Below are 17,863 nucleotides of genomic sequence, written 5' to 3' on the forward strand. Positions count from 1 at the left end.
AGGGCCGGCAGCCCGCCGCGTGACCGTCTCGCGGTGGCTTCGGCCGCCGCCCACCCCACACCCTCCGCAGGCATCCCTTGGAATTGATCATCTAGTGCTGGGTTCCTCTTTCGCTGGGTATATGTCCTGGTGGCGGGGTAGTTGAAGGTGCTCGGGGGCGGGTGCTGGACGATGGTCTTACGGGCACGGCCGGGGTGTGATGAGGACGAACGGGCCGTCGTTCGCCGGTTGTCGCGGGCGCGGAAGGCTCCGTGTGATGCAGTGATGCGGATCGGATGATCGAGCTGAGCTGGTCGGGGCTACGGGTGCCGGCAATCGCCGAGGAGCTGGACTGCAGCCAGAAAACAGTGCGGTGTTGGCTGCACCGCTTCAACCGCTCGGGCCTGCAAGGACTGGATGATCTGGGCGGGCAGGGCCGCAAGCGGCGGATCACCGAGGAGGAACGCTCAAGGATCATCTCCCTGGTGAAGACCGTGCCGCCGGGGCGTCTGAGGTGGGAGCCCGTCGGGGAACTGTGGGCCCTCGACGAGTCCGGTCCGGCCGAGTGGACGCTGGATTCCCTGGCCGCGGCCGCGCGGGCGACGGGGATCGAGGTGGGTCGCTCTCAGGTCAGGCGCATCCTGCTCGCCGAGGGTGTGCGCTGGCTGTAGGGTTCCAAAAGTTCCGGGCGTGCGCTGACCTGGGCGTTCGCTACGTGACGCGATGATCTTCAGGCGGTGTTTCGGTATTCGTGGATGAGGCCGCCGAGGACGTCGTGACGCTGGATCCGCTGGGCTGGGAACAGGATGACGTCCGGGTCGTCGGCGGGAGCGCGAAGCTGCAGGGCCCGGTGGGGCCGTGCGAAGTTGTAGTGCTCAACGTACTCGGCGAGGACGCGCCGCAGGTGCTGCTCGTTGCAGATGAGTAGCCGGTCGGTGCACTCGGCTCGGGCGGTGCGTATGAACCTCTCGGCGTGGGCGTTCATCGTTGGCGCCTGGGGCGCGCTCTTGAGGATCTCGATGCCGTCGGCAGTGAAGACCGCGTCGAAGGCCGGGGTGTACCGGCTGTCGCGGTCGCGCAGCAGGTAGCGGAAGCCCGAGGCGCTCTGGCCGAGGTCGGCCAGGAGGTTGCGGGCGAGTTGGGTCGCCCAGGCGGCGGTGGGGTGGGCGGTGACGCCGAGGATGTGCACGGTGCGGGTGCCCACCTCCATGGCGAAGAACACGTACAACCGCTTCAAGGTCACGGTGTCGACGTGGAAGAAGTCCGCGGCCAGCACACCGTCAGCCTGGGCACGAACAAACTGACGCCACGTTGGCCCCGAGCTGCGGCTTCGCCGGTGTGCGGGGTCGAGGCCGGCGCTGCGCAGGATACGGCGGATCGTGGACGCACCGACCCGATGTCCCAGACGCCGCAGCTCGCCCTGGATCCGCGTGTAGCCCCAGGTGCCGTTGTCTCGGGCCAGCCGCAGGCTGAGAGCGGTGAGCTCCTGCGAGATCGGCGGCCGTCCGGTCCGCGCAGGTTTCTGCTTCCACTTCCAGCGCAGCAGGCGGCGGTGCCAGGACAGCAGGGTGCCGGGGGTGACCAGACGATGCCGACGCAACCTGCCCGGCAAATGCCGAGCCAAGGCGGCAAGCATCACGCGGTCCGGCCACGTCGGACGCGGCCGGACACCGAGCTGCCGACGCAGCACCGCCACCTCGTGGCGCAGCGCGAGCAGCTCGACATCCTTGGCATCCTCTGAACAAGAGAGCAACAAGAGCAGACCGAGGAGCCGGAGGAGGATCAAGTAGAGCAGCCGCAACGCCATGTAGTCCGAGCTTGCCGTGATCGGATGGGGTCACAAAGCGCCTGATCAAATCCTGTGTGTGACTTCTGGCACCCTTCAGGAGTCGGGCGAAGGTGGTGAGCAGTGCCCGGTCGGGCCAGGTGGGCTTGGGGGCCGCGACCTGCCGGCGCAGTACCGCGACTTCGTGTTGCAAGATCAGTATCTCGGCCTCCTTCGCCGCGGAGGATCGGGAGAGCAGGACCAGCCACGCGAAGATCCGCGTGGCGATCAGGTAGAGCATTTGTACGAGCACAAGGTCCGATAGTGCCCGATCGGCCCGCGGAGCGTCGTCCCAGGTCACGGGCTGTGCAGCCATTCTGAAGCGGTACGGGGTGATCGGTATCCCCGGCAATCCCTGGCGCGAGTTTCCCCGCCCGACCACCGTCTTGTGCAAACTGCGCACATCAACTGTTCTCTGGAGTCAGCCAACCGATGTGACGCAGGACGGGTACGACCCGGAAGTGGGTGAAGGCGAGCACCGGGCTCTCGTCGTCCTCTGCGGGGAAGAACAGGGCGTGTTGAAGCCGCTGTTCGCCTTGCGGGTCGTCCAGGTCCACCGGCGGCAGGTCCAGATGCGGCCGGTCGAAAGCCTGTTCCAAGGCGACCCCCTCTCGTGCGGTCAACTCGCTTAAGAGGTCGAAGTAATGCACACCAAGCGCGATGACCTGCGCTTTCTGGCCTTCCCGGAGATCATCTTGCACAGGCGTTGCACACCAGGTCAGGCGGAGTGCTCGTAGATGTTCCGCAGGGCGGCGCGCAGCTTGGCGCCGGCGTTGGGTACCCGGTGCACGTACTTGCGCAGAGTGAAGGCCGGGTCGGAGTGGCCCAGGCGGTCGGCAAGCGTGTAGATGTCCACGCCGTGGTCGAGTGCCATCGAGGCGAAGATGTGGCGCCTTCCCCGCTCATCGGGACGGCGTGCCCCCGTGTGGACTGTTGACCACGACGGGCATTGACCCTTCAACGAGGTAGGGGTGCTCGGGGACGTAGTCGATGTGGAGATGACCGCCCTCCCCGGCCTCCGCCATGGCCTGCAGATTATCTGCGAGGATCGCCCTGGCGCTGGAATCGCCGCCGATCAGGAGGACTCGCCGTGAGGCATCCACATCGATCCGAACCCCGGAACCGGAAGCCTTCCTGACTTCGATCCCCGCCAAGGTGTCGGTGTCCACTGGCGCCGTGGACTTGATGAACCCGTCGCCCTCGGCAACCGCGCTGGCCAAGCCAGCAAGCTCTTCCGCTGAAGCGGTGAGATCAACTTCTCCGAACACGGGATCGAAAACCAGGCGCACGGGCGGCACTCCTTCAAGGTCGGACCTCCATGATGCCGCTGAAGATCGTCCGCCATGTTTTCATTTCGGCACCGCGATCAGAGGCGGCCAAGCACACCGTTATGCGGGCAGACCCGCGCCCCGTCCGTCCCGCAGTGTCGGCAGACGACTTGCTGCCTCGGTCCCCCGCAAGTACACCGGGACCCGCACCGCCCGCCCGGGCTCGGCCCGCTACGAGCACGACGCGCAGGGCAGGGTCCCCCCGCGTCAAAAGCGCCGTCTCTCACGCAAGCCGGACACCCGGCACTACCGCAGGGACGCCGGGACCGTCTCGTCTCGGTCACTACCCCGGCCGGCACACGCTGGTGCTTCCGCAGGCTCCGCGGCTTGGCTCTGGGCCGCGGACAGCCGCTGTGGGGCTCGCGCATCGGACACAGCAGAACGTACGCCGCCGAACCGACCGCGAAGGCGAGTCGGATGAGGCCGCGGGTGGAGTCCGACGGGACGATCAGCGCGCTGCCATAGAGCGAGATCAGCGCGATCCAGCTCCACAAGGGGACCCGTCTTTGCCGGCCGATGGCGTCCCAGATCACGGTGCCCAGCAGTATCGAGGCGTTGTAGTACGTGTACACGCTGGGGTCGAGCACGATGCGGGCGTCGGCGGCGAGCAGCACGATCGCCGGCCAACGGCCCCTGAGTACCGCGAGGGCGCCGAGGCCTAGGCCCAGGGCCATCTGGGCGGGGCGGTCCCACCAGGGCGTGACCGGATTGTTTGCGCCGAACCAGCGCAGGGAGGAGGCCGGATGGTTGGGGATGGTGAAGTGGGCAGCGTTGATGGTGTTCGCGTGTGCGATACAGAAAGGCAGCCACGCCACGGCGACCAGGCCGACCGTCCAGGCGGCCGAGCGCCACCGGGTGTGTTTCGGCAGTGCCAGCAGCAACGGAAGAAACGCCACCGCCCACGGCTTGGAGTCCACGGCGAGGGCTAGGAAGACTCCGACGGTAATGTGCCGGCCGTTGACCAGGGCTCGCACCGCGAGAGTGGTGAAGAACAGCGCCAAGACGTCGTCGAGGTGGGCGAAGCGCACCGAGACCTCGACCCACATGGGAATAAGGGCAAGGCCGGCGGTGAGGACGCGCTGCTGGAGGCGCTTGTGGTTCAGGCCGGTGCCCAGGTAGTAGTCGGCGGCGGCCCGACCGACGAGAACGAGCATGTACAGGCCGAGGCCGGACATCGTCGCCTCGGCAAGCAGCTCCTGCAGACCGGGAGGGAACGGTGAGAAGGCTGCGGCGCCCAGGAAGCTGACCGGGCCGATCTGCAGTTCGGGGTGGTTGGCGTACAGTGCGAGGCCGCCGCCCGGCACTTGGCCGACCAGAAGTTGTTCACCGGTCCTGAGGTAGTGCCAGGACACGCCGCCGTTGCGCTCGGCCACGGAGAACCAGCAGGCCGTCCAAGCCGAGAGCAGCGCGTGGTGCCACCGCAGCGGCCACCGGCCGATCCGGCCGATGTGTGCAGCTGTCCCGGACTCAGGCCCTGCGGTATCCGCGCTCCGCACGCCTCGCCCTCCATATCCGCTCGTTCCACCGCCCTGGTGAAGACCCGGCTCAAACGAATGCAGTACCGGCCCGACCTCATCGGCGGCTTGCTCGCCCGGACCGGAGTCAATCTCACACCCTGTAATCAGCCGTTAAAGACTTTCGGCGGGAGCCTGAGGGGGAGGAGCCGTCTATTTCGACATGTGACGGCCTGCCGTGGTGATGGTGGACACTCGGAGCCGGAAGCCACGGCCGTGACCTGGTCGCCGAAGGTCAACAGGCCCCGGTATCGCGTTCGGGATGAAGAGAGCGTGCGCCCGTCCGTTCAGATCTTGAGGCAGTGACGGCTCACGAGACCGGTGGCGGTGGGCCAGGCGTGTACCCGGTCCTTGGCGGAGACGGTAAGGCAGGGCTATCGGTACAGGTCAAGGCCAAGTTGCCGTCTCGGGTGCCCCTTCTTGAACCGTCGTGGCGGCGACGTCACGCTCGGCGGCTACACGGCGGCACCAGGGACTAGCTGGTGGAGCGGACGATGCGCGACGCCAAGATCACCCGGAGGCCACCAACCAGGTTCAGTGCATTGTGATGGACCGACCTTCCGTAACAACGGGACCGGAAGCGGTATCGCTCACACGGTCAGTCGGGAACCGGTGGGACCGCTGCGCACTCCTACAGACTGTGACCAAGGGGGGCAGCGTGCAGAGGGAAAGCAGCAATGAGCATGAGCGACTACCGCAGCGGTCCTGGCCGACCCTACGACGGGCGTGACGGTCGGGGCCGGGAAGGCACCGGCCCGGCGGGCGAGCAGGCGCGGATGACGCGCGCCGAGATGCGCAGAGCGGCGCAGGCGGCCGGCCGACGCGCAGGGCGCCGGAAGGCGGGTGCCGGACGGCGGCACGCCGGCGTGCGCGACGGCAGGTCGGCACCGCCCGGCGCGAAACGATTCATCAACTACCCCCGCGCCGATCGGCGCGGCCTGCGGCGCTGGATCCCGTCCTGGCGGCAACTGCTTGGCATCTTCGTGATGTCCTTCGGCACCCTGACGGCCGGGGTGGGCTACGCCTACGCGACCACCCAGATACCCGACATCAACCCGAGCACGCAGCTGCAGGACAACATCTTCTACTGGTCCGACGGATCGGTGATGGCCAGCGTCGGCCAGGTCAACCGGCAGAACGTGCAGTTGGCGGACGTGCCGGCCAAGGTGCAGTGGGACTTCCTCGCGGCGGAGAACGCCTCCTTCTACACCGACCCCGGTATCGACCCGCAGGGCATCCTGCGGGCCGTCTACCACATGGCGTCGGGCGGTGCGGTCCAGTCCGGCTCGACCATCACGCAGCAGTTCGTGAAGAACTCGTATCTCAACCAGAGCCAGACGGTCACCCGCAAGCTCAGGGAGATCATGATCTCACTGAAGATCGGTACAAAGATGAGCAAGCAGGAGATCCTGCAGGGCTATCTCAACAGCAGCTATTACGGCCGCGGCGCCTACGGCATCGAGGCCGCCGCCGAGGCCTACTACCACGTCCCCGCCAAGGACCTCAACGTCAGCCAGGGCGCGTTCCTGGCCGCGACGGTCAATGAGCCCAGCGTGTTGATGAACGCGGACAGCGATCCGCAGGCGAAGCAGGCGGCCACGGCCCGTTGGCGGTATGTGCTGGACCGCATGGTCGTCATCCACCAGATCAGCGCCGCGCAGGAGCAGCAGTACATCGCCGCCGGGTTCCCCACACCGGTCGCCATGAGCACGAACGGGGCGATGACCGGGCAGGTCGGGTATCTCGTCCAGACGGCCGGGGACTACGTCAAGACCCACCTGAACATTAACGACCAGCAGTTCAACAACGGCGGCTACCAGATCCACACCACGTTCGACAAGAACAAGGTGAACGAACTCGCGGCGTCAGTAGACAAGATGACCAAGCAGCACCTCGACCCGAAGCACCGTTCCGCCGACCGCAACGTCCAGGCCGGCGCCGCCTCCGTCGATCCGACAAGTGGCAGGATCGTGGCCCTCTACGGTGGCCCCGGATTCGACAAGCAGCACTTCACCAACAACGCCGACACGAAGGGTGTCCCCGTCGGCTCAACGTTCAAGCCGTTCGACCTGGCAGCCGCCCTCGACCACGGCGCCGTGCTCTCCCCCGGCCAGCCGCCCTCACCGATCACGCCGGCGAGCAAGTTCAACGGCGACAACGGCATCAAGATCAAGGACCAGCAGGGCAACTCCATACAGGACAGCAACGACCCGACCGGCTTCCTGCATCAGCAGAATGACACCTCGACCCAGTGGGGTTACATCAGTCTCCGCAAGGCCATGGAGCAATCGATCAACACCCCGTACGTGCAGCTCGGCGAGTACGTCGGCTACAGCGACGTCGAGAACGAGGCCCTCAAAGCGGGTCTGCTCAGGAGCAGCCTGCAGTACGACACCGCTGGCTTCTACATCGGCACCTCCTCCCCGTCCGCGATCCGGATGGCCGACGCCTACGGCACGTTCGCGAACAGCGGGATCCACCACGAGCCGTACTCGGTAACGAAGGTGCTCAAGGACGGGATCCAGCAGCCCGGGTTCGCCGCGCCCACGGGCAGCCAGGCCGTACCCTCCAAGACGGCCGCTGCTGTGACCGACGTGCTGCGGAGCGTCGTCAAGTCCGGTACGGGCACCAACGCGCAGGCGCTCGGCCGCCCGGTGGCGGGCAAGACCGGTACGACAGACAACTACAAGTCCGCCTGGTTCGTCGGCTACACGCCGCAGCTGTCCACCTCGGTCGTGATGTTCAAGGAGGACCCGAAGAAAGCCGGCCTGCAGTCGATGGTCGGTGTCGGCGGCATGGCCAAGGTCTTCGGTGCCGACATGCCGACCGAGGTGTGGACGGGATACATGACGGCCGCGCTGAAGGGAACGCCAGTCAAGAACTTCCCGCCGGCGCCGCAACTCGGTGAGGGCACCAGCGAGAACGGGGCTCCCTCGCCCTCGCCGTCCGCGCCCAGCAGCGCGCCGGCGTCGCCGACCGTCACCCCGTCGCAGAGCGCGAGCAGCAGTCCATCGGTCACGTCCTGTAGCCAGCTCGGCTGCACCAGCCCCACGCCCAGCCCCACCGACACCTCGTCCACCGGCGGTGGCACGGGAGGCTCGTTCGGCGGCCCCCCCGGCGGCGGCTCCACGCCCACCCCTACCCCCACCCCCAAGAAACCGGGAGGCGCACCCTCTACCGGGTGATGCGCCGCGTGCCGGCGCGGGTGCGCCCCGGACTTCCCGCGGTCCGGGGCGCACCCGCGCTTACGGGGTCCTACAGGAGGTGGTGGGTCGGCGCGCGGCATGCACGCCTTCCCACCCCGGTGTGTCCAGCGCGCCGGCGATGCTGTGGAGCGGCGACCAGACAGCGCGATCCGTCACGATCGCGCTGAGAGCAGCGGACACGAGCATTCATCTCGTGGTCCGCATCGAGCGGGTAGCGTCGCAGCCGGACGCGACCAGCACGTCGGGGTGCAGCAGTGCGTCGCCGGCCTTGAACGAGACCCATGCGGATACCTCATGCCCGAGTACCCCGTGCGTTGCGATGTTGCGGCGCGCCGAGAGCACCACCGATCTGGCGCCCTCACCGCGCACCATCTGACGATCGAGCCCGACTCACAGTACCCGTGGCTTCACCAACTTCGACGTGTCCGTCGCGGCGCGCAGCCGATGGCCTGGCCGCCTGCACCCCGTACCGCTTCAGAATGGCTTCACAGCCTGTGAGCTGCGGCTTTGCCGGACGATCGGCTGGCTCGGTGGTACTCATTGATCAGTCCGACGACGGCTTGCCGGCGTTGGATCCGGGCTGGTGGCAGGGGGATGACGTTGGCATCGTCCAGCGGCGCAAGTTGGCCCCGACCTTGATGCGGGCGATGCCGGTTGAAGTGGCGGGCGTAGTCGTGGAGGACCTTTTCGGCGTGGCCGCGGTCGAAGATCAGGAGCCGGTCTGTGCACTCCTCGCGTGCTGAGCGTACGAACCGCTCGGCGTGGGGATTGCAGTTGGGGGAGCGCGGAGGGATTTTGGTGACGTTGATGTCCTCGCTGGCGAACACGGCGTCGAAGCTGGCGGTGAACTTCGTGTCCCGGTCGCGGATCAGGTGAGTGAAGTCGGATGCGCGGTTGCTGAGTTGCCATATCAGCTGTCGGGCCTGCTGGGTGGCCCAGGCCGCGGTGGGGTGGGCGGTGACCCCCAGGATGTGGACGGTTCGGGTGCGGACCTCCATGACGAACAGCGCGTACAGCCGCTGCAGGCCGACGGTGTCGACGTGGAAGTAGTCGGTGGCGAGGAGGCTGTGGGCGTGGGCCTTGAGGAAGGCGGTCCACTCACCGCGTGCCGATTGTCGGCGAGGGGCCGGCCCGAGGCCGGCGGTGCGTAGGATGCGGCGGACGGTGGCCGGGCTGACCTTGTGCCCGAGGCGGCGGAGTTCGCCGTGGACGCGCCGGAAGCCCCATCGTGGGTTCTCGGTGCCGAGCCGGATGATCAGGTCGCGCAGCTCGTCGGGTATCGGCGGGCGTCCCGGAGGGGCGGGTTGTGTCCACTTGTCCTTGATCAGACGTTGGTGCCAGGCCAGGAGGGTGCGCGGGGAGACGATTCGATGCTGGCGTAGCGCCCGTGGGAGGAGTCGGGCGAAGGTGGTGAGCAGTGCCCGGTCGGGCCAGGTGGGCTTGGGGGCCGCGACCTGCCGGCGCAGTACCGCGACTTCGTGTCGCAAGATCAGTATCTCGGCCTCCTTCGCCGCGGAGGATCGGGAGAGCAGGACCAGCCACGCGAAGATCCGCGTGGCGATCAGGTAGAGCATTTGTACGAGCACAAGGTCCGATGGTGCCCGATCGGCCCGCGGAGCGTCGTCCCAGGTCACGGGCTGTGCAGCCATTCTGAAGCGGTACGGGGATCAAGGTCATCCTCAACCCGGATGGCAGCCTGAGAACTGCTCACCCGATTCCCTAAGGGCTGTCCCGTAAGTGCTCTCTGAGCGGGTGCGGACGTGGCTGTTCGCTGTGCGGCCCGCTCGCCTATCCGGCGAGGGCGAGATTGTGCAGGCGCGCGATGCCGAGCATGGCGTGGTGGACGCCGTCGCCTTTGAGTCGGCAGTCGCGGAGGATCTTCCAGGTCTTCATGCGGGCGAAGACGTGCTCGACGCGGGCGCGGACCTGCTTGTGGGATGTGTTGTGGGCTTCCTTCCAGTCGGGAAGTTCTTCGCCTTTGCGGCGGCGGTGGGGCATGACGAGTCCGGTGCCGGGATAGCCGCCGTCAGCGATCGTGGTGGTCTTGCCGACGGCAGCTTTGGCACCGGATTCCTCCCACGCCTTGCAGTCATTGCGGTTTCCCGGCAAGGGCCGGCCGACCAACACCACGAGCCGGGTGTCGGCGTCTATGACGACCTGGTGGTTCGTGGAGTACCTGTAGTTCTTCGACTGCGCGGCGATGGCGTGGTCGCGGGTGGGCACCAGGGTGCCGTCCACGATGAGCACGGCGTCCTTGGCAAACCGCTTACGGGGCTGGAGCGCGAGCATCGGCCCGAGGTCATCGATGATCCGGTGGGCTGCAGACTTCGAAACGCCGAACAGCGGAGCGATCTGCCGCATCGTCAAGTTCGTCCGCCAGTAGGCCGCGACGAGCAGCGCCCTGTCCTCCAGCGGAAGGCTCCACGGCCGGCCCTTGCAGACACTGTCCGCACCCTTGCGCCGCAGCACGATCACCAGCTTGCTGAACTGGCGCGGGCTCAGTCCGGTGAACGGGGCTATCCAGGAAGGCTCCGACACCGCAATCACACCAGCCATTCCAAGATCGTCCCATTGGGTGACCAGCGGCTTTGACCAGTTCTTCAGCTGCCGCTCAGTGGCGATCCCCAAGTGGGATCGTGGTGCGATCTTCTCGTCAGGCGTGTAAGCAGATGCTCCGCCGTACTGAAGACGGTGTCTTGCGGCGCTCCAGCCGAAGTCAGGGCGGCGCTGAGCCTTGCCGACGCTGACTCTGGCACTTCCGAGTCGGCAAGGAGGGGAAGGACCAGCAGGAGGCGGGCGGCCGTGTCCTCGACACCTTCGGCCGCGGGGGACGGGCTGTCGGCGAGGCGGACCAGTTCATGCCACGTCAGCCCGGTCCCCGAGAGGTCTCCTTCCCAGTTGGCGATCTGCTGGGCGTGGCTCCGGCCCGGATGAGTGAGGAGGTAGTCAATGCCGTAGTCGCCGACCAGATTGCGGTAGATCACCACAGCTCCGGGACCGTCTTCAGCCGGTACCCGGAACACCGGCCAGCGTTCGGGATCGAAGAGGACCTCGGACAAGGCATCGGTATCGGCGCCGTCATCGCCGAACCACTCCGGAACAGGACGCGTAGCACTCGACCCATCGCCGCACATCATGAGGTAGTTCGACCAGAAGCCCGGGCGGGCCAGCAGTGACTCGCCCGCAACCAGCGGGCCGTCGTCGTATCCCTTGATCAGCACCCCTGGATCCTGTCACCAGCCACTGACACGCCCCGATCCGGGATCGGTGTGAAGGCGCCTCCCTGTTACGGGACAGCCCTTAGGGATCCGGTCGCCTGACATGTCGGTCGCCCGCCCCGTGCCTATACGGGGCGGGCGACCGGCCGCGCAGGACCCCGGCATCCTCGAATTCATATCTTGGAGCGTAATGTTCGACATCACCTTTGTACCGGACTCCATTCGGGAGCCCAGCGAGAAGCAGCTCGCCGAGTTGGTGCGGGCCAGTGAGATGGACCTGCGTTACGAGTACTTCGGAACGAAGATTTTCATCACGACGGACGAATTCGGAAAGCAGTCGATCCCCGGGTCTCCGGCCCTGGACTTCGTTTTCTGCCTGGTTCTGGCGGCCCGTGACCTTCGGCAGGGGAACCCTGGACGCATCAGCTTCACGGAGAACGATCTGCTGATCCATTTCACCCCCGATGGGGAATCGGTAGCCGTGGCGAGGTCATGGGATCCGGTGACCGGTCACTGCACGGTCGCTGAATTCCTCGCCGCCGCCCACAGGTTCTCCAGCGAGGTGCTGGACTTGATTGCCGAACGGTATCCGAACTTCCAGGAGAACCCGGCTCATCAGAAGCTGGCCGGCATGGTGGAAGAGCTGAAGGCGTCGTAGACGTACGTGAGCGGAGAGACGACATGCTGAGGGTCGAGGAGCTGGGGGCCGCGCTTCCGGCGATGACGCAGTGGCGTGTGCCGGGAGGGCGCAGCGTGGACTGGGCTGCCCTTGAGGCGGCCCTCGGGACGGCGCTGCCCTCGGACTTCCGCACTCTGGCGGAGGCGTATCCGGTCCTGCTCATCGATGACTTCCTTATGGTGTCCGCTCCGACGCCCGGTACCGAGGCGTTGTGGGCGTCCGCGTCCAGGGAGGACGAGATCCTTCAGGATCTGTACGAGATGGGCGACACCGAGGACTACGTTCCCTTCCCGCAGCCGGGAGGCCTGATCAGCTGGGCGTCGTCCAATTCGGGGACTCCTTCTACTGGAAGATGTGCCGGGCATGCCCCGGGACTTCCCCAGCGACTTCCCGGAGGTGCTGGGCCTGGACGACCGTATCGACTGATCGGCCGCTGAGTCCCAGCCACATGTGAGGAACGATCGCCCTCGAGATTCCCGGGGGCGATCGTCATTTGTACCCGGGGCACAGGCGCAGCAGATAAAAGTGGGGGTACGAAGGGGTTGGGGCTCGTGATCCGGCTCGGGCGCGTTGTCGTGTCGGCGGTCGCACCGGCGGCGGCTCTCTCCTACCTGGTTCTCGGCGTGTTTGAGGCGTAGTCCGGGGCGGGAACGCAGAGCGGGGCGTTCTTCATGCCGCGCAAGAGGTACCTGCGTACATGATGGACGTGCGGGTGCTGGTGGACATGGTGGTGGTCGCGTCGGCCCGGCCGGCCCTCGTGCTCGCCCCGCGTGTCCTCGGTCGCCGCTCCGGGTCTTCCGTCAGGGCGGGGCGTTCCGTGTCCCCGTTTGCCGCGCTGGCGGTGGTGACCGGTCTGATCTACGTCAATCCGGTGTTGTTCACGGTGTACGTGCTGCGCGTCCACGGTGGTGACCCGGCGGACACGGAGAAGGACAACTTCGCCTACTCCTACGACCTCAACGGCAACATGACCTCGATCGACGACACCTCGTCGACCGTGAAGATCGACAACTACGGGATCACCTACACGGGCCTCAACCAGATCCAGAAGGTGACCGAGTCGCTGACCGGCACCGCCAAGAAGACGACGTCGTACTCCTATGACCCCGACGGTCAGCCGGAGACCATCGACCACTCGGACCAGTTCTCCACGTACACGTACGACACGCGTCAGCTGGTGAAGACGGTCTCGGTCGGCAAATCCGCCACGGACGCCTCGCCGAAGGCCACGTCGTACACGTACACGGACCGCGGCCAGCAGCTGAAGGAGACGAAGGCCAACGGCAACACGGTCGACTACACGTACTACCTCGACGCAGCCCTGAAGACGTCGACGGAGAAGAAGGCCAACGGGACCCTCGTCTCCTCCCACACCTACGCCTACGACCCCAACGGCAACAAGGCGCAGGACGTCGCGAGGAAGATGAACGCGGACAACAACACGGCGTATCTGGACTCGACCACGAACTACACCTACGACCCGGCGGACCGGCTGAAGCAGTCGGTGAAGACGGGTAACGGTGCGGGCACGGACACGTACGTCCACGACGACAACGCCAACGTCATCAGCCAGACCGTCGACAACAACACCACCACCTACGACTACGACAGCAACTGCCTGCTGAGCGCCACCATCGGCGGCTCCAAGGCCAACTACAACTACGACCCGTTCGGCCGCCAGGAATCGGTCACCTCGGGCGGGCAGATCATCTCCCGGAATGTGTACGACGGCTTCGACCACGTCATCGAGTCCCAGAAGATGGACGACACCGGCGCGATGAAGTCGACCACGTACACCTTCGACCCTGTAGGTGCCAAGAACTACGTCCGTGCTGGTCACGCCACGTGTTGGTACTCGCGGAGGATGCCGCCGAGGCGGTCGCGTCGGTGGACGTCGAGGTGGGTGAGCCGGTCGGGTTCGGCGATCGGTTCGGGCAGGGGACATAGCGGTGCGGCGCTTGCGAGAGTGCGGTGGGGCCTGTGCTGGTTGTAGAACTGCTCGTATTCGCGCAGGGCGTGGAGTAGATGGGCCTGGTTCCAGATAAGGGTGCGGTCGAGGAGTTCGGTTCGGCAGGAGCGGACCCATCGCTCCATGACCGCGTTCATGCGCGGCATACGGACGCCGGTCTGGACGACCTCGATACTCTCAGCTTGCAGGACGGCATCGAAGGCGGCCGGGTAGCGCGCGTCGCGGTCGCGGATCAGGAACCTCACCCCTGCGCCGGCGTCGTGGAGGTCCATGACCAGGTTTCGGGCCAGTTGAGTGACCCAGCCCGCGGTGGGGTGCGCGGTCGCGCCGAAGATCCGCACGCGCCGGGTGGCGTGCTCGATGACAGCGAGGACGTACAGGGTCGCCCCCGTCAGCGTCTTGGTCTCGAAGAAGTCGGCGGAGAGGATGGCGTGAGCTTGGGAGCGCAGGAACGCTGGCCAGGTGGTGTGGTTCCGCTCGGGGGCGGGGGCGACGCCGTGTTCCTTGAGGATGTTCCACACGGTGGAGGCGGCGACCTTGATGCCGAGAGCGGCGAGCTCGCCGTGGATCCGCCTGTACCCCCAGCTCGGGTTCTCTCGTGCGAGCCGGAGCACCAAGGCACGGACGGAGCGTACGGTGCGCGGTCGACCGGGACTCTTGGGGTGTGAGGCCGTGGCGTGACGGCGGCGGAGCAGATCGCGGTGCCAGCGCAGCAGCTTGTCGGGAGAAACGATCAATTGGAGTCGGCGAAGGTGTACCCGGGGGAGGGGTTGCAGGAGCGCCGCGAGCAAAGCGCGGTCGGACCAGGTGAGCTTCGGCCTGTCGATCTGCCGCTGCAGCACGGCCAGTTGGTGGCGCAACGCCAAGATCTCGGCATCCTTGTCGCGATCGCCCATCGGCAGCAGTCGTATCAAGGTGAACACGCTCGTCAGAGCCAGGTAGGGCAGTCGCAGCAGCACCGGACCATCTTGGAGCCGGCCCGATCCGGCCAGCAATCAACGAGCGGCGCCTTCAATGTCATCGCCGACTGGCAGGACCCGCAAGAGTACTCACACACGTGCTGACCAGCATGGATGAGGATTCTGGCACCTACACCGCCTACAGCGTCCTCGGCCACGACCGCTGGTCCGCCGTCGGCGTCAGCGTCGAGCCGCTCCGCGACTGGCGCGAGGCCCTGCACGAGGCGTTTCCGGCGCTGCTGGCGGCCGAGCGGCCGTAATCCGGGGCGACGGACGTTGAAGTCACCCTGAAACAACCGGAGTTGGCTGAACCTGTCGCGGGTTCAGCCTCCCTGCTCGTTGTCGAGTCGTCCATCGCTCAGTGCGAACCCCTGCGGCGACGGACGACGAGGACCACACCGGCCAGCAGAGCGGCGGAGCCCGCCGCGGTGGCGATGAGTGCAGTCCGGACTGCCCCCGTGGCGGCCGAGGTGCCGCCGGATGGTGCCGTCGCGGTCGATGTGGCAGACGTACCGAAGGCGAAGGTGACGCTGTCGTTGGAGGCGTCCGGGTCATGGAGCGGGATACCGGCCGGGCCGGGACGCACGGTCGCTGTGCCCTTGACCCCGTCGTACCCCTTGGTGGTCTTCCCCCACAGCACGAACAGTTGGGTCTTGCCGGCGCCGACACCGAACGGCACGGGGCACACGTAGTGCCGATGGCCCGCCTCGAAAGGTGCCGTCCTGGTGTTGCTGACCCAGAGCAGGCATCGGCCGTACGGGCTGTCCTCTCCCTCCTCGAAGGCGTTGCCGGTCGCGACCGAGCCCTTGGGCAGGACGACGTCGACCAGGGCGACGGCCTTGCCGACGATGCTGTACACGGAGGCCGGGCCCTGGTTGACGACGTTGAGATCGAGGGTCCATTCACCCGCTTTGCGGCCGGGCTTGGCCGTCGCGGCGGCGGCGAGATCCGTGAAGTTGTCGGCTGAGACGGTGAACTGGCCCTTGGCGCCGGTCTCGAAACCGCTTCCCGACCCGGAAGCCGGGACCAGGGTGAGCGCGGGTCCGGTGCCCCGCTCACTGCCGCCGCCGGGTTGTACGTTCGGCCTGAGGAGTGTGACCGAGTAGTCGGTCACAGCGTTCAGGACACGCTTGCCGACGGTGGCGGTCAGGGGGCTGCTCAGCTCCACGGTAGCCCCGGCGGGCACGGAGGCCTTGAAGATGCAGGTGACGGATGCGTGGCCGCCCGGCTCGACAGCATCGTCTCCCCCGCCGTAGGTGCAGTTGGAGAACTTCCGGTCGAAGGCCAGACCGCCCTCCGACTCCCACTGCACCATGATGCGCCGGTCGGTGGCCAGATCCCCGGTGTTTCGGAGCTGGAGTGGAAGAGCGATCCGGGACCCGACCTTGGCGTGCGACACATCGGGGACCTTGCCGACGACCAGGTTCGGAATGCCGACGACCACGTTCGCCTTCGCGGTGGCGCCGGTGGCCTTGTCGGCGGTGAGGGTGTACTTGATCGTGCCGCTGTCGCCGAGCTTGGCGCCCGCATCCGCACGCACGGTGAAATGGACCGAACGGCTCTGTGTGGAATCCGTGTTGACACAGGTGACGACCTGCCCATCGGCCTTGCATCTCGGGTCTTCGACCGCGACGCTCACGATGCCCGCCAGGTCACGCGCATCGATGACGAGCGTGTCGTTCGTGGGTACGGGCACTTGCGCCCCGCCGTCGTAGAACATCCAACCCACATCAACCGCCTGAGCCGTCGCCCCCACGTTGAGCTGCTTCTCCGTCTCGATCGTCGCGTATGCCTGCGTCGGCAGGGGTGACGGTGTCGCAGACGGATCGTCGGCCACGGCGGCTGCACTGGGGGCCAGGGCGAGCACCATGGCAACCAGCGCTGCTCCGAAGACCGTGCACTTGGGTTTCATGCACATTCGATGCGCGAGAGACCCCGAGGGTTGCTCGCCTACGTGTTAGCGACGTTGAACCGGCACATCACAGATGACCTCGATCACGGGCCAAGCCGTCGGCAAGGACCGTGAGGTGACTCCGGAGTCCAAGGGAGCAGCATCCGTCGGGTCCGTGGGCCAGGCCCTCGCGTGCCGCCTCCATTCGACGCGGATGACGGCGTTGAACGCGAGGCCGGGTTCGTCGCTGTCGAGGACCGGCCTCCAAGCTCCGCCCAGTTGATCGAGGACTAGCTCACGACCTCTGCCGCTGACTCACGTCTGCGGCGTAGGTAGTCCAGTCCCCGGCGGATGCCTGATGTCACTGGACAGCGACTTTGATGTGGACGCCGAGCATCTGGAGACTGCGCGCCGCATGAACTCAATCATGGAGCGCTGGGCGCAGACCTGCCGACACGAACTACTCAACCGCACCTTGATCCGGAACCAGGCCCACCTGCTCCAGACCCTCGGCGAGTTCGAGTCGACCTACCACCAGCATCGGCTTCACCGCACCCTGCACAGCGCGGCACCCATGCGGCCGCCCCCCCGAACCGGACCGACTCGACGTCCATCGAGGTGACCGACTCGGCGGCATCCTCCACGAATACGTACATTATTGCGTCCGCGCAGGTCAAGCCGCCGATGCGCGGGTGGAGGAGATCCGGGCTCGCCCCCGCAAGGGCTCGCTCGCGGCGATACGAGACGGTGCGCTCTTGAAGTGCGTCTATGCCATCGGGCTGCGCTGTGGTGAGGCGCGGGGGCCGGATGTTGCGGACTGGCGGCACAACCCCAAGGCCGCCCGGGTCGGCAGGTTCGGGGCGGTGCTGGTGCGGTTCGGGAAGGCATCTGGCGGAGGGCCGTCGCGGCGCCGCAAGGTGCTGACGGTGCCCGAGATGGACTGGGTGGTGGGCGTGCTGGAGCAGTATGTGGACGAGATCCGCCCGGCGTTCGCGCCCGCGGGCCACCGTCGCTGTGGATTACCGAGCGGGACATCGACGAGGCGTTTGCGACGGCGCGCCGGGCGGCGGGGCTGCCTGAGAGTTTGATCTGCACTGCCTGCGCCACTTTGTCTCTGCTTGGTTTTCGTGTGGCGATGAGCTCCAACTGGGTTGGTGGCACGGGGTTTGGGCTTTGCGCTGAGCCGTGTGGCGTTTCTACTCTCGGCGCTCGTGCCCTGGGTTTCTTCTCGTCCCGGGCTGGGAGTCTGGGATGCCGAGCATCAGCCGTTGGCCCCGAGGGGATGCCCTTGCTCC

13 protein-coding genes and 2 pseudogenes are annotated in these 17,863 nt (G+C 66.7%); 5 read left to right on the forward strand and 10 right to left on the reverse strand.

Annotation, left to right across the window (positions count from 1 at the left end):
* Nucleotides 1–275: 275 nt before the first annotated feature.
* Nucleotides 276–650, forward strand: coding sequence for a helix-turn-helix domain-containing protein (locus tag ACFYXB_RS33310; RefSeq protein ID WP_389588697.1), 375 nt, complete (start codon nucleotides 276–278; stop codon nucleotides 648–650).
* Between the two features lie 59 nt (nucleotides 651–709).
* Here ACFYXB_RS33310 and ACFYXB_RS33315 read toward each other — a convergent pair whose 3' ends face one another.
* The 5 genes from ACFYXB_RS33315 to ACFYXB_RS33335 form a co-directional block, all read right to left on the reverse strand.
* Nucleotides 710–1,786: a transposase gene (locus ACFYXB_RS33315; RefSeq protein ID WP_389588699.1), complete on the reverse strand. Its 1,077-nt coding sequence runs from the start codon at nucleotides 1,784–1,786 to the stop codon at nucleotides 710–712.
* Between the two features lie 422 nt (nucleotides 1,787–2,208).
* The gene (locus ACFYXB_RS33320; protein ID WP_389588701.1) at nucleotides 2,209–2,505 is read right to left on the reverse strand and encodes a hypothetical protein; all 297 of its coding nucleotides are present in this window, start codon (nucleotides 2,503–2,505) and stop codon (nucleotides 2,209–2,211) included.
* Nucleotides 2,506–2,522: 17 nt separating this feature from the next.
* Nucleotides 2,523–2,678 carry a hypothetical protein gene (locus ACFYXB_RS33325; RefSeq protein ID WP_389588703.1) on the reverse strand — a complete coding sequence of 52 codons (156 nt, stop codon included), beginning with the start codon at nucleotides 2,676–2,678 and terminating at the stop codon, nucleotides 2,523–2,525.
* A 28-nt stretch (nucleotides 2,679–2,706) separates the two neighbouring features.
* Nucleotides 2,707–3,093, reverse strand: a complete 387-nt coding sequence (locus ACFYXB_RS33330) for a hypothetical protein (protein ID WP_389588705.1) — start codon at nucleotides 3,091–3,093, stop codon at nucleotides 2,707–2,709.
* 77 nt (nucleotides 3,094–3,170) lie between these two features.
* Nucleotides 3,171–4,628, reverse strand: a complete 1,458-nt coding sequence (locus tag ACFYXB_RS33335) for a hypothetical protein (RefSeq protein ID WP_389588707.1) — start codon at nucleotides 4,626–4,628, stop codon at nucleotides 3,171–3,173.
* A 695-nt stretch (nucleotides 4,629–5,323) separates the two neighbouring features.
* Here ACFYXB_RS33335 and ACFYXB_RS33340 point away from each other — a divergent pair.
* The gene (locus ACFYXB_RS33340; RefSeq protein ID WP_389588709.1) at nucleotides 5,324–7,831 is read left to right on the forward strand and encodes a transglycosylase domain-containing protein; all 2,508 of its coding nucleotides are present in this window, start codon (nucleotides 5,324–5,326) and stop codon (nucleotides 7,829–7,831) included.
* A 506-nt stretch (nucleotides 7,832–8,337) separates the two neighbouring features.
* Here ACFYXB_RS33340 and ACFYXB_RS33345 read toward each other — a convergent pair.
* The 3 genes from ACFYXB_RS33345 to ACFYXB_RS33355 form a co-directional block, all read right to left on the reverse strand.
* Nucleotides 8,338–9,426 (reverse strand): integrase core domain-containing protein, encoded by a 1,089-nt coding sequence (locus tag ACFYXB_RS33345; protein WP_389588711.1) that lies wholly within the window; start codon nucleotides 9,424–9,426, stop codon nucleotides 8,338–8,340.
* Nucleotides 9,427–9,640: 214 nt separating this feature from the next.
* On the reverse strand, nucleotides 9,641–10,408 hold the full coding sequence (locus ACFYXB_RS33350) for a transposase (RefSeq protein ID WP_389588713.1): 768 nt from the start codon (nucleotides 10,406–10,408) through the stop codon (nucleotides 9,641–9,643).
* A 44-nt stretch (nucleotides 10,409–10,452) separates the two neighbouring features.
* On the reverse strand, nucleotides 10,453–11,073 hold the full coding sequence (locus ACFYXB_RS33355; RefSeq protein ID WP_389588715.1) for a hypothetical protein: 621 nt from the start codon (nucleotides 11,071–11,073) through the stop codon (nucleotides 10,453–10,455).
* Between the two features lie 187 nt (nucleotides 11,074–11,260).
* Between ACFYXB_RS33355 and ACFYXB_RS33360 the strand changes: the two genes are divergently transcribed.
* Complete coding sequence (locus tag ACFYXB_RS33360) at nucleotides 11,261–11,728, forward strand: hypothetical protein (protein WP_389588717.1); 468 nt, start codon at nucleotides 11,261–11,263, stop codon at nucleotides 11,726–11,728.
* A 1,857-nt stretch (nucleotides 11,729–13,585) separates the two neighbouring features.
* On the opposite strand, the gene ACFYXB_RS33365 is transcribed toward ACFYXB_RS33360, so the two are convergent.
* Nucleotides 13,586–14,677, reverse strand: a complete 1,092-nt coding sequence (locus ACFYXB_RS33365; RefSeq protein ID WP_389588719.1) for an integrase core domain-containing protein — start codon at nucleotides 14,675–14,677, stop codon at nucleotides 13,586–13,588.
* A 137-nt stretch (nucleotides 14,678–14,814) separates the two neighbouring features.
* On the opposite strand from ACFYXB_RS33365, the pseudogene ACFYXB_RS33370 reads away from it, so the two are divergent.
* Nucleotides 14,815–14,937 (forward strand): annotated as a pseudogene (locus ACFYXB_RS33370) (dTDP-4-dehydrorhamnose reductase); the annotation flags it as partial.
* Nucleotides 14,938–15,035: 98 nt separating this feature from the next.
* Here the strand turns inward: ACFYXB_RS33370 and ACFYXB_RS33375 are convergent.
* The gene (locus ACFYXB_RS33375; protein ID WP_389588721.1) at nucleotides 15,036–16,589 is read right to left on the reverse strand and encodes a hypothetical protein; all 1,554 of its coding nucleotides are present in this window, start codon (nucleotides 16,587–16,589) and stop codon (nucleotides 15,036–15,038) included.
* 391 nt (nucleotides 16,590–16,980) lie between these two features.
* Here ACFYXB_RS33375 and ACFYXB_RS33380 point away from each other — a divergent pair.
* A pseudogene (locus ACFYXB_RS33380) lies at nucleotides 16,981–17,224 on the forward strand (integrase core domain-containing protein); the annotation flags it as partial.
* Between the last annotated feature and the right edge of the window lie 639 nt (nucleotides 17,225–17,863).

This window comes from Streptomyces sp. NPDC002619 (assembly GCF_042889305.1).
Lineage (GTDB): Bacteria > Actinomycetota > Actinomycetes > Streptomycetales > Streptomycetaceae > Streptomyces.

Excerpts from the sequence above, each read along its gene's own strand:
- ACFYXB_RS33310 (WP_389588697.1), top strand. The coding sequence starts at position 276 with ATGATCGAGCTGAGCTGGTCGGGGCTACGGGTGCCGGCAATCGCCGAG.
- ACFYXB_RS33315 (WP_389588699.1), bottom strand. The coding sequence starts at position 1,786 with ATGGCGTTGCGGCTGCTCTACTTGATCCTCCTCCGGCTCCTCGGTCTG.
- ACFYXB_RS33325 (WP_389588703.1), bottom strand. The coding sequence starts at position 2,678 with ATGGCACTCGACCACGGCGTGGACATCTACACGCTTGCCGACCGCCTG.
- ACFYXB_RS33340 (WP_389588709.1), top strand. The coding sequence starts at position 5,324 with ATGAGCATGAGCGACTACCGCAGCGGTCCTGGCCGACCCTACGACGGG.
- ACFYXB_RS33345 (WP_389588711.1), bottom strand. The coding sequence starts at position 9,426 with ATGCTCTACCTGATCGCCACGCGGATCTTCGCGTGGCTGGTCCTGCTC.
- ACFYXB_RS33350 (WP_389588713.1), bottom strand. The coding sequence starts at position 10,408 with ATGGCTGGTGTGATTGCGGTGTCGGAGCCTTCCTGGATAGCCCCGTTC.
- ACFYXB_RS33360 (WP_389588717.1), top strand. The coding sequence starts at position 11,261 with ATGTTCGACATCACCTTTGTACCGGACTCCATTCGGGAGCCCAGCGAG.
- ACFYXB_RS33375 (WP_389588721.1), bottom strand. The coding sequence starts at position 16,589 with ATGAAACCCAAGTGCACGGTCTTCGGAGCAGCGCTGGTTGCCATGGTG.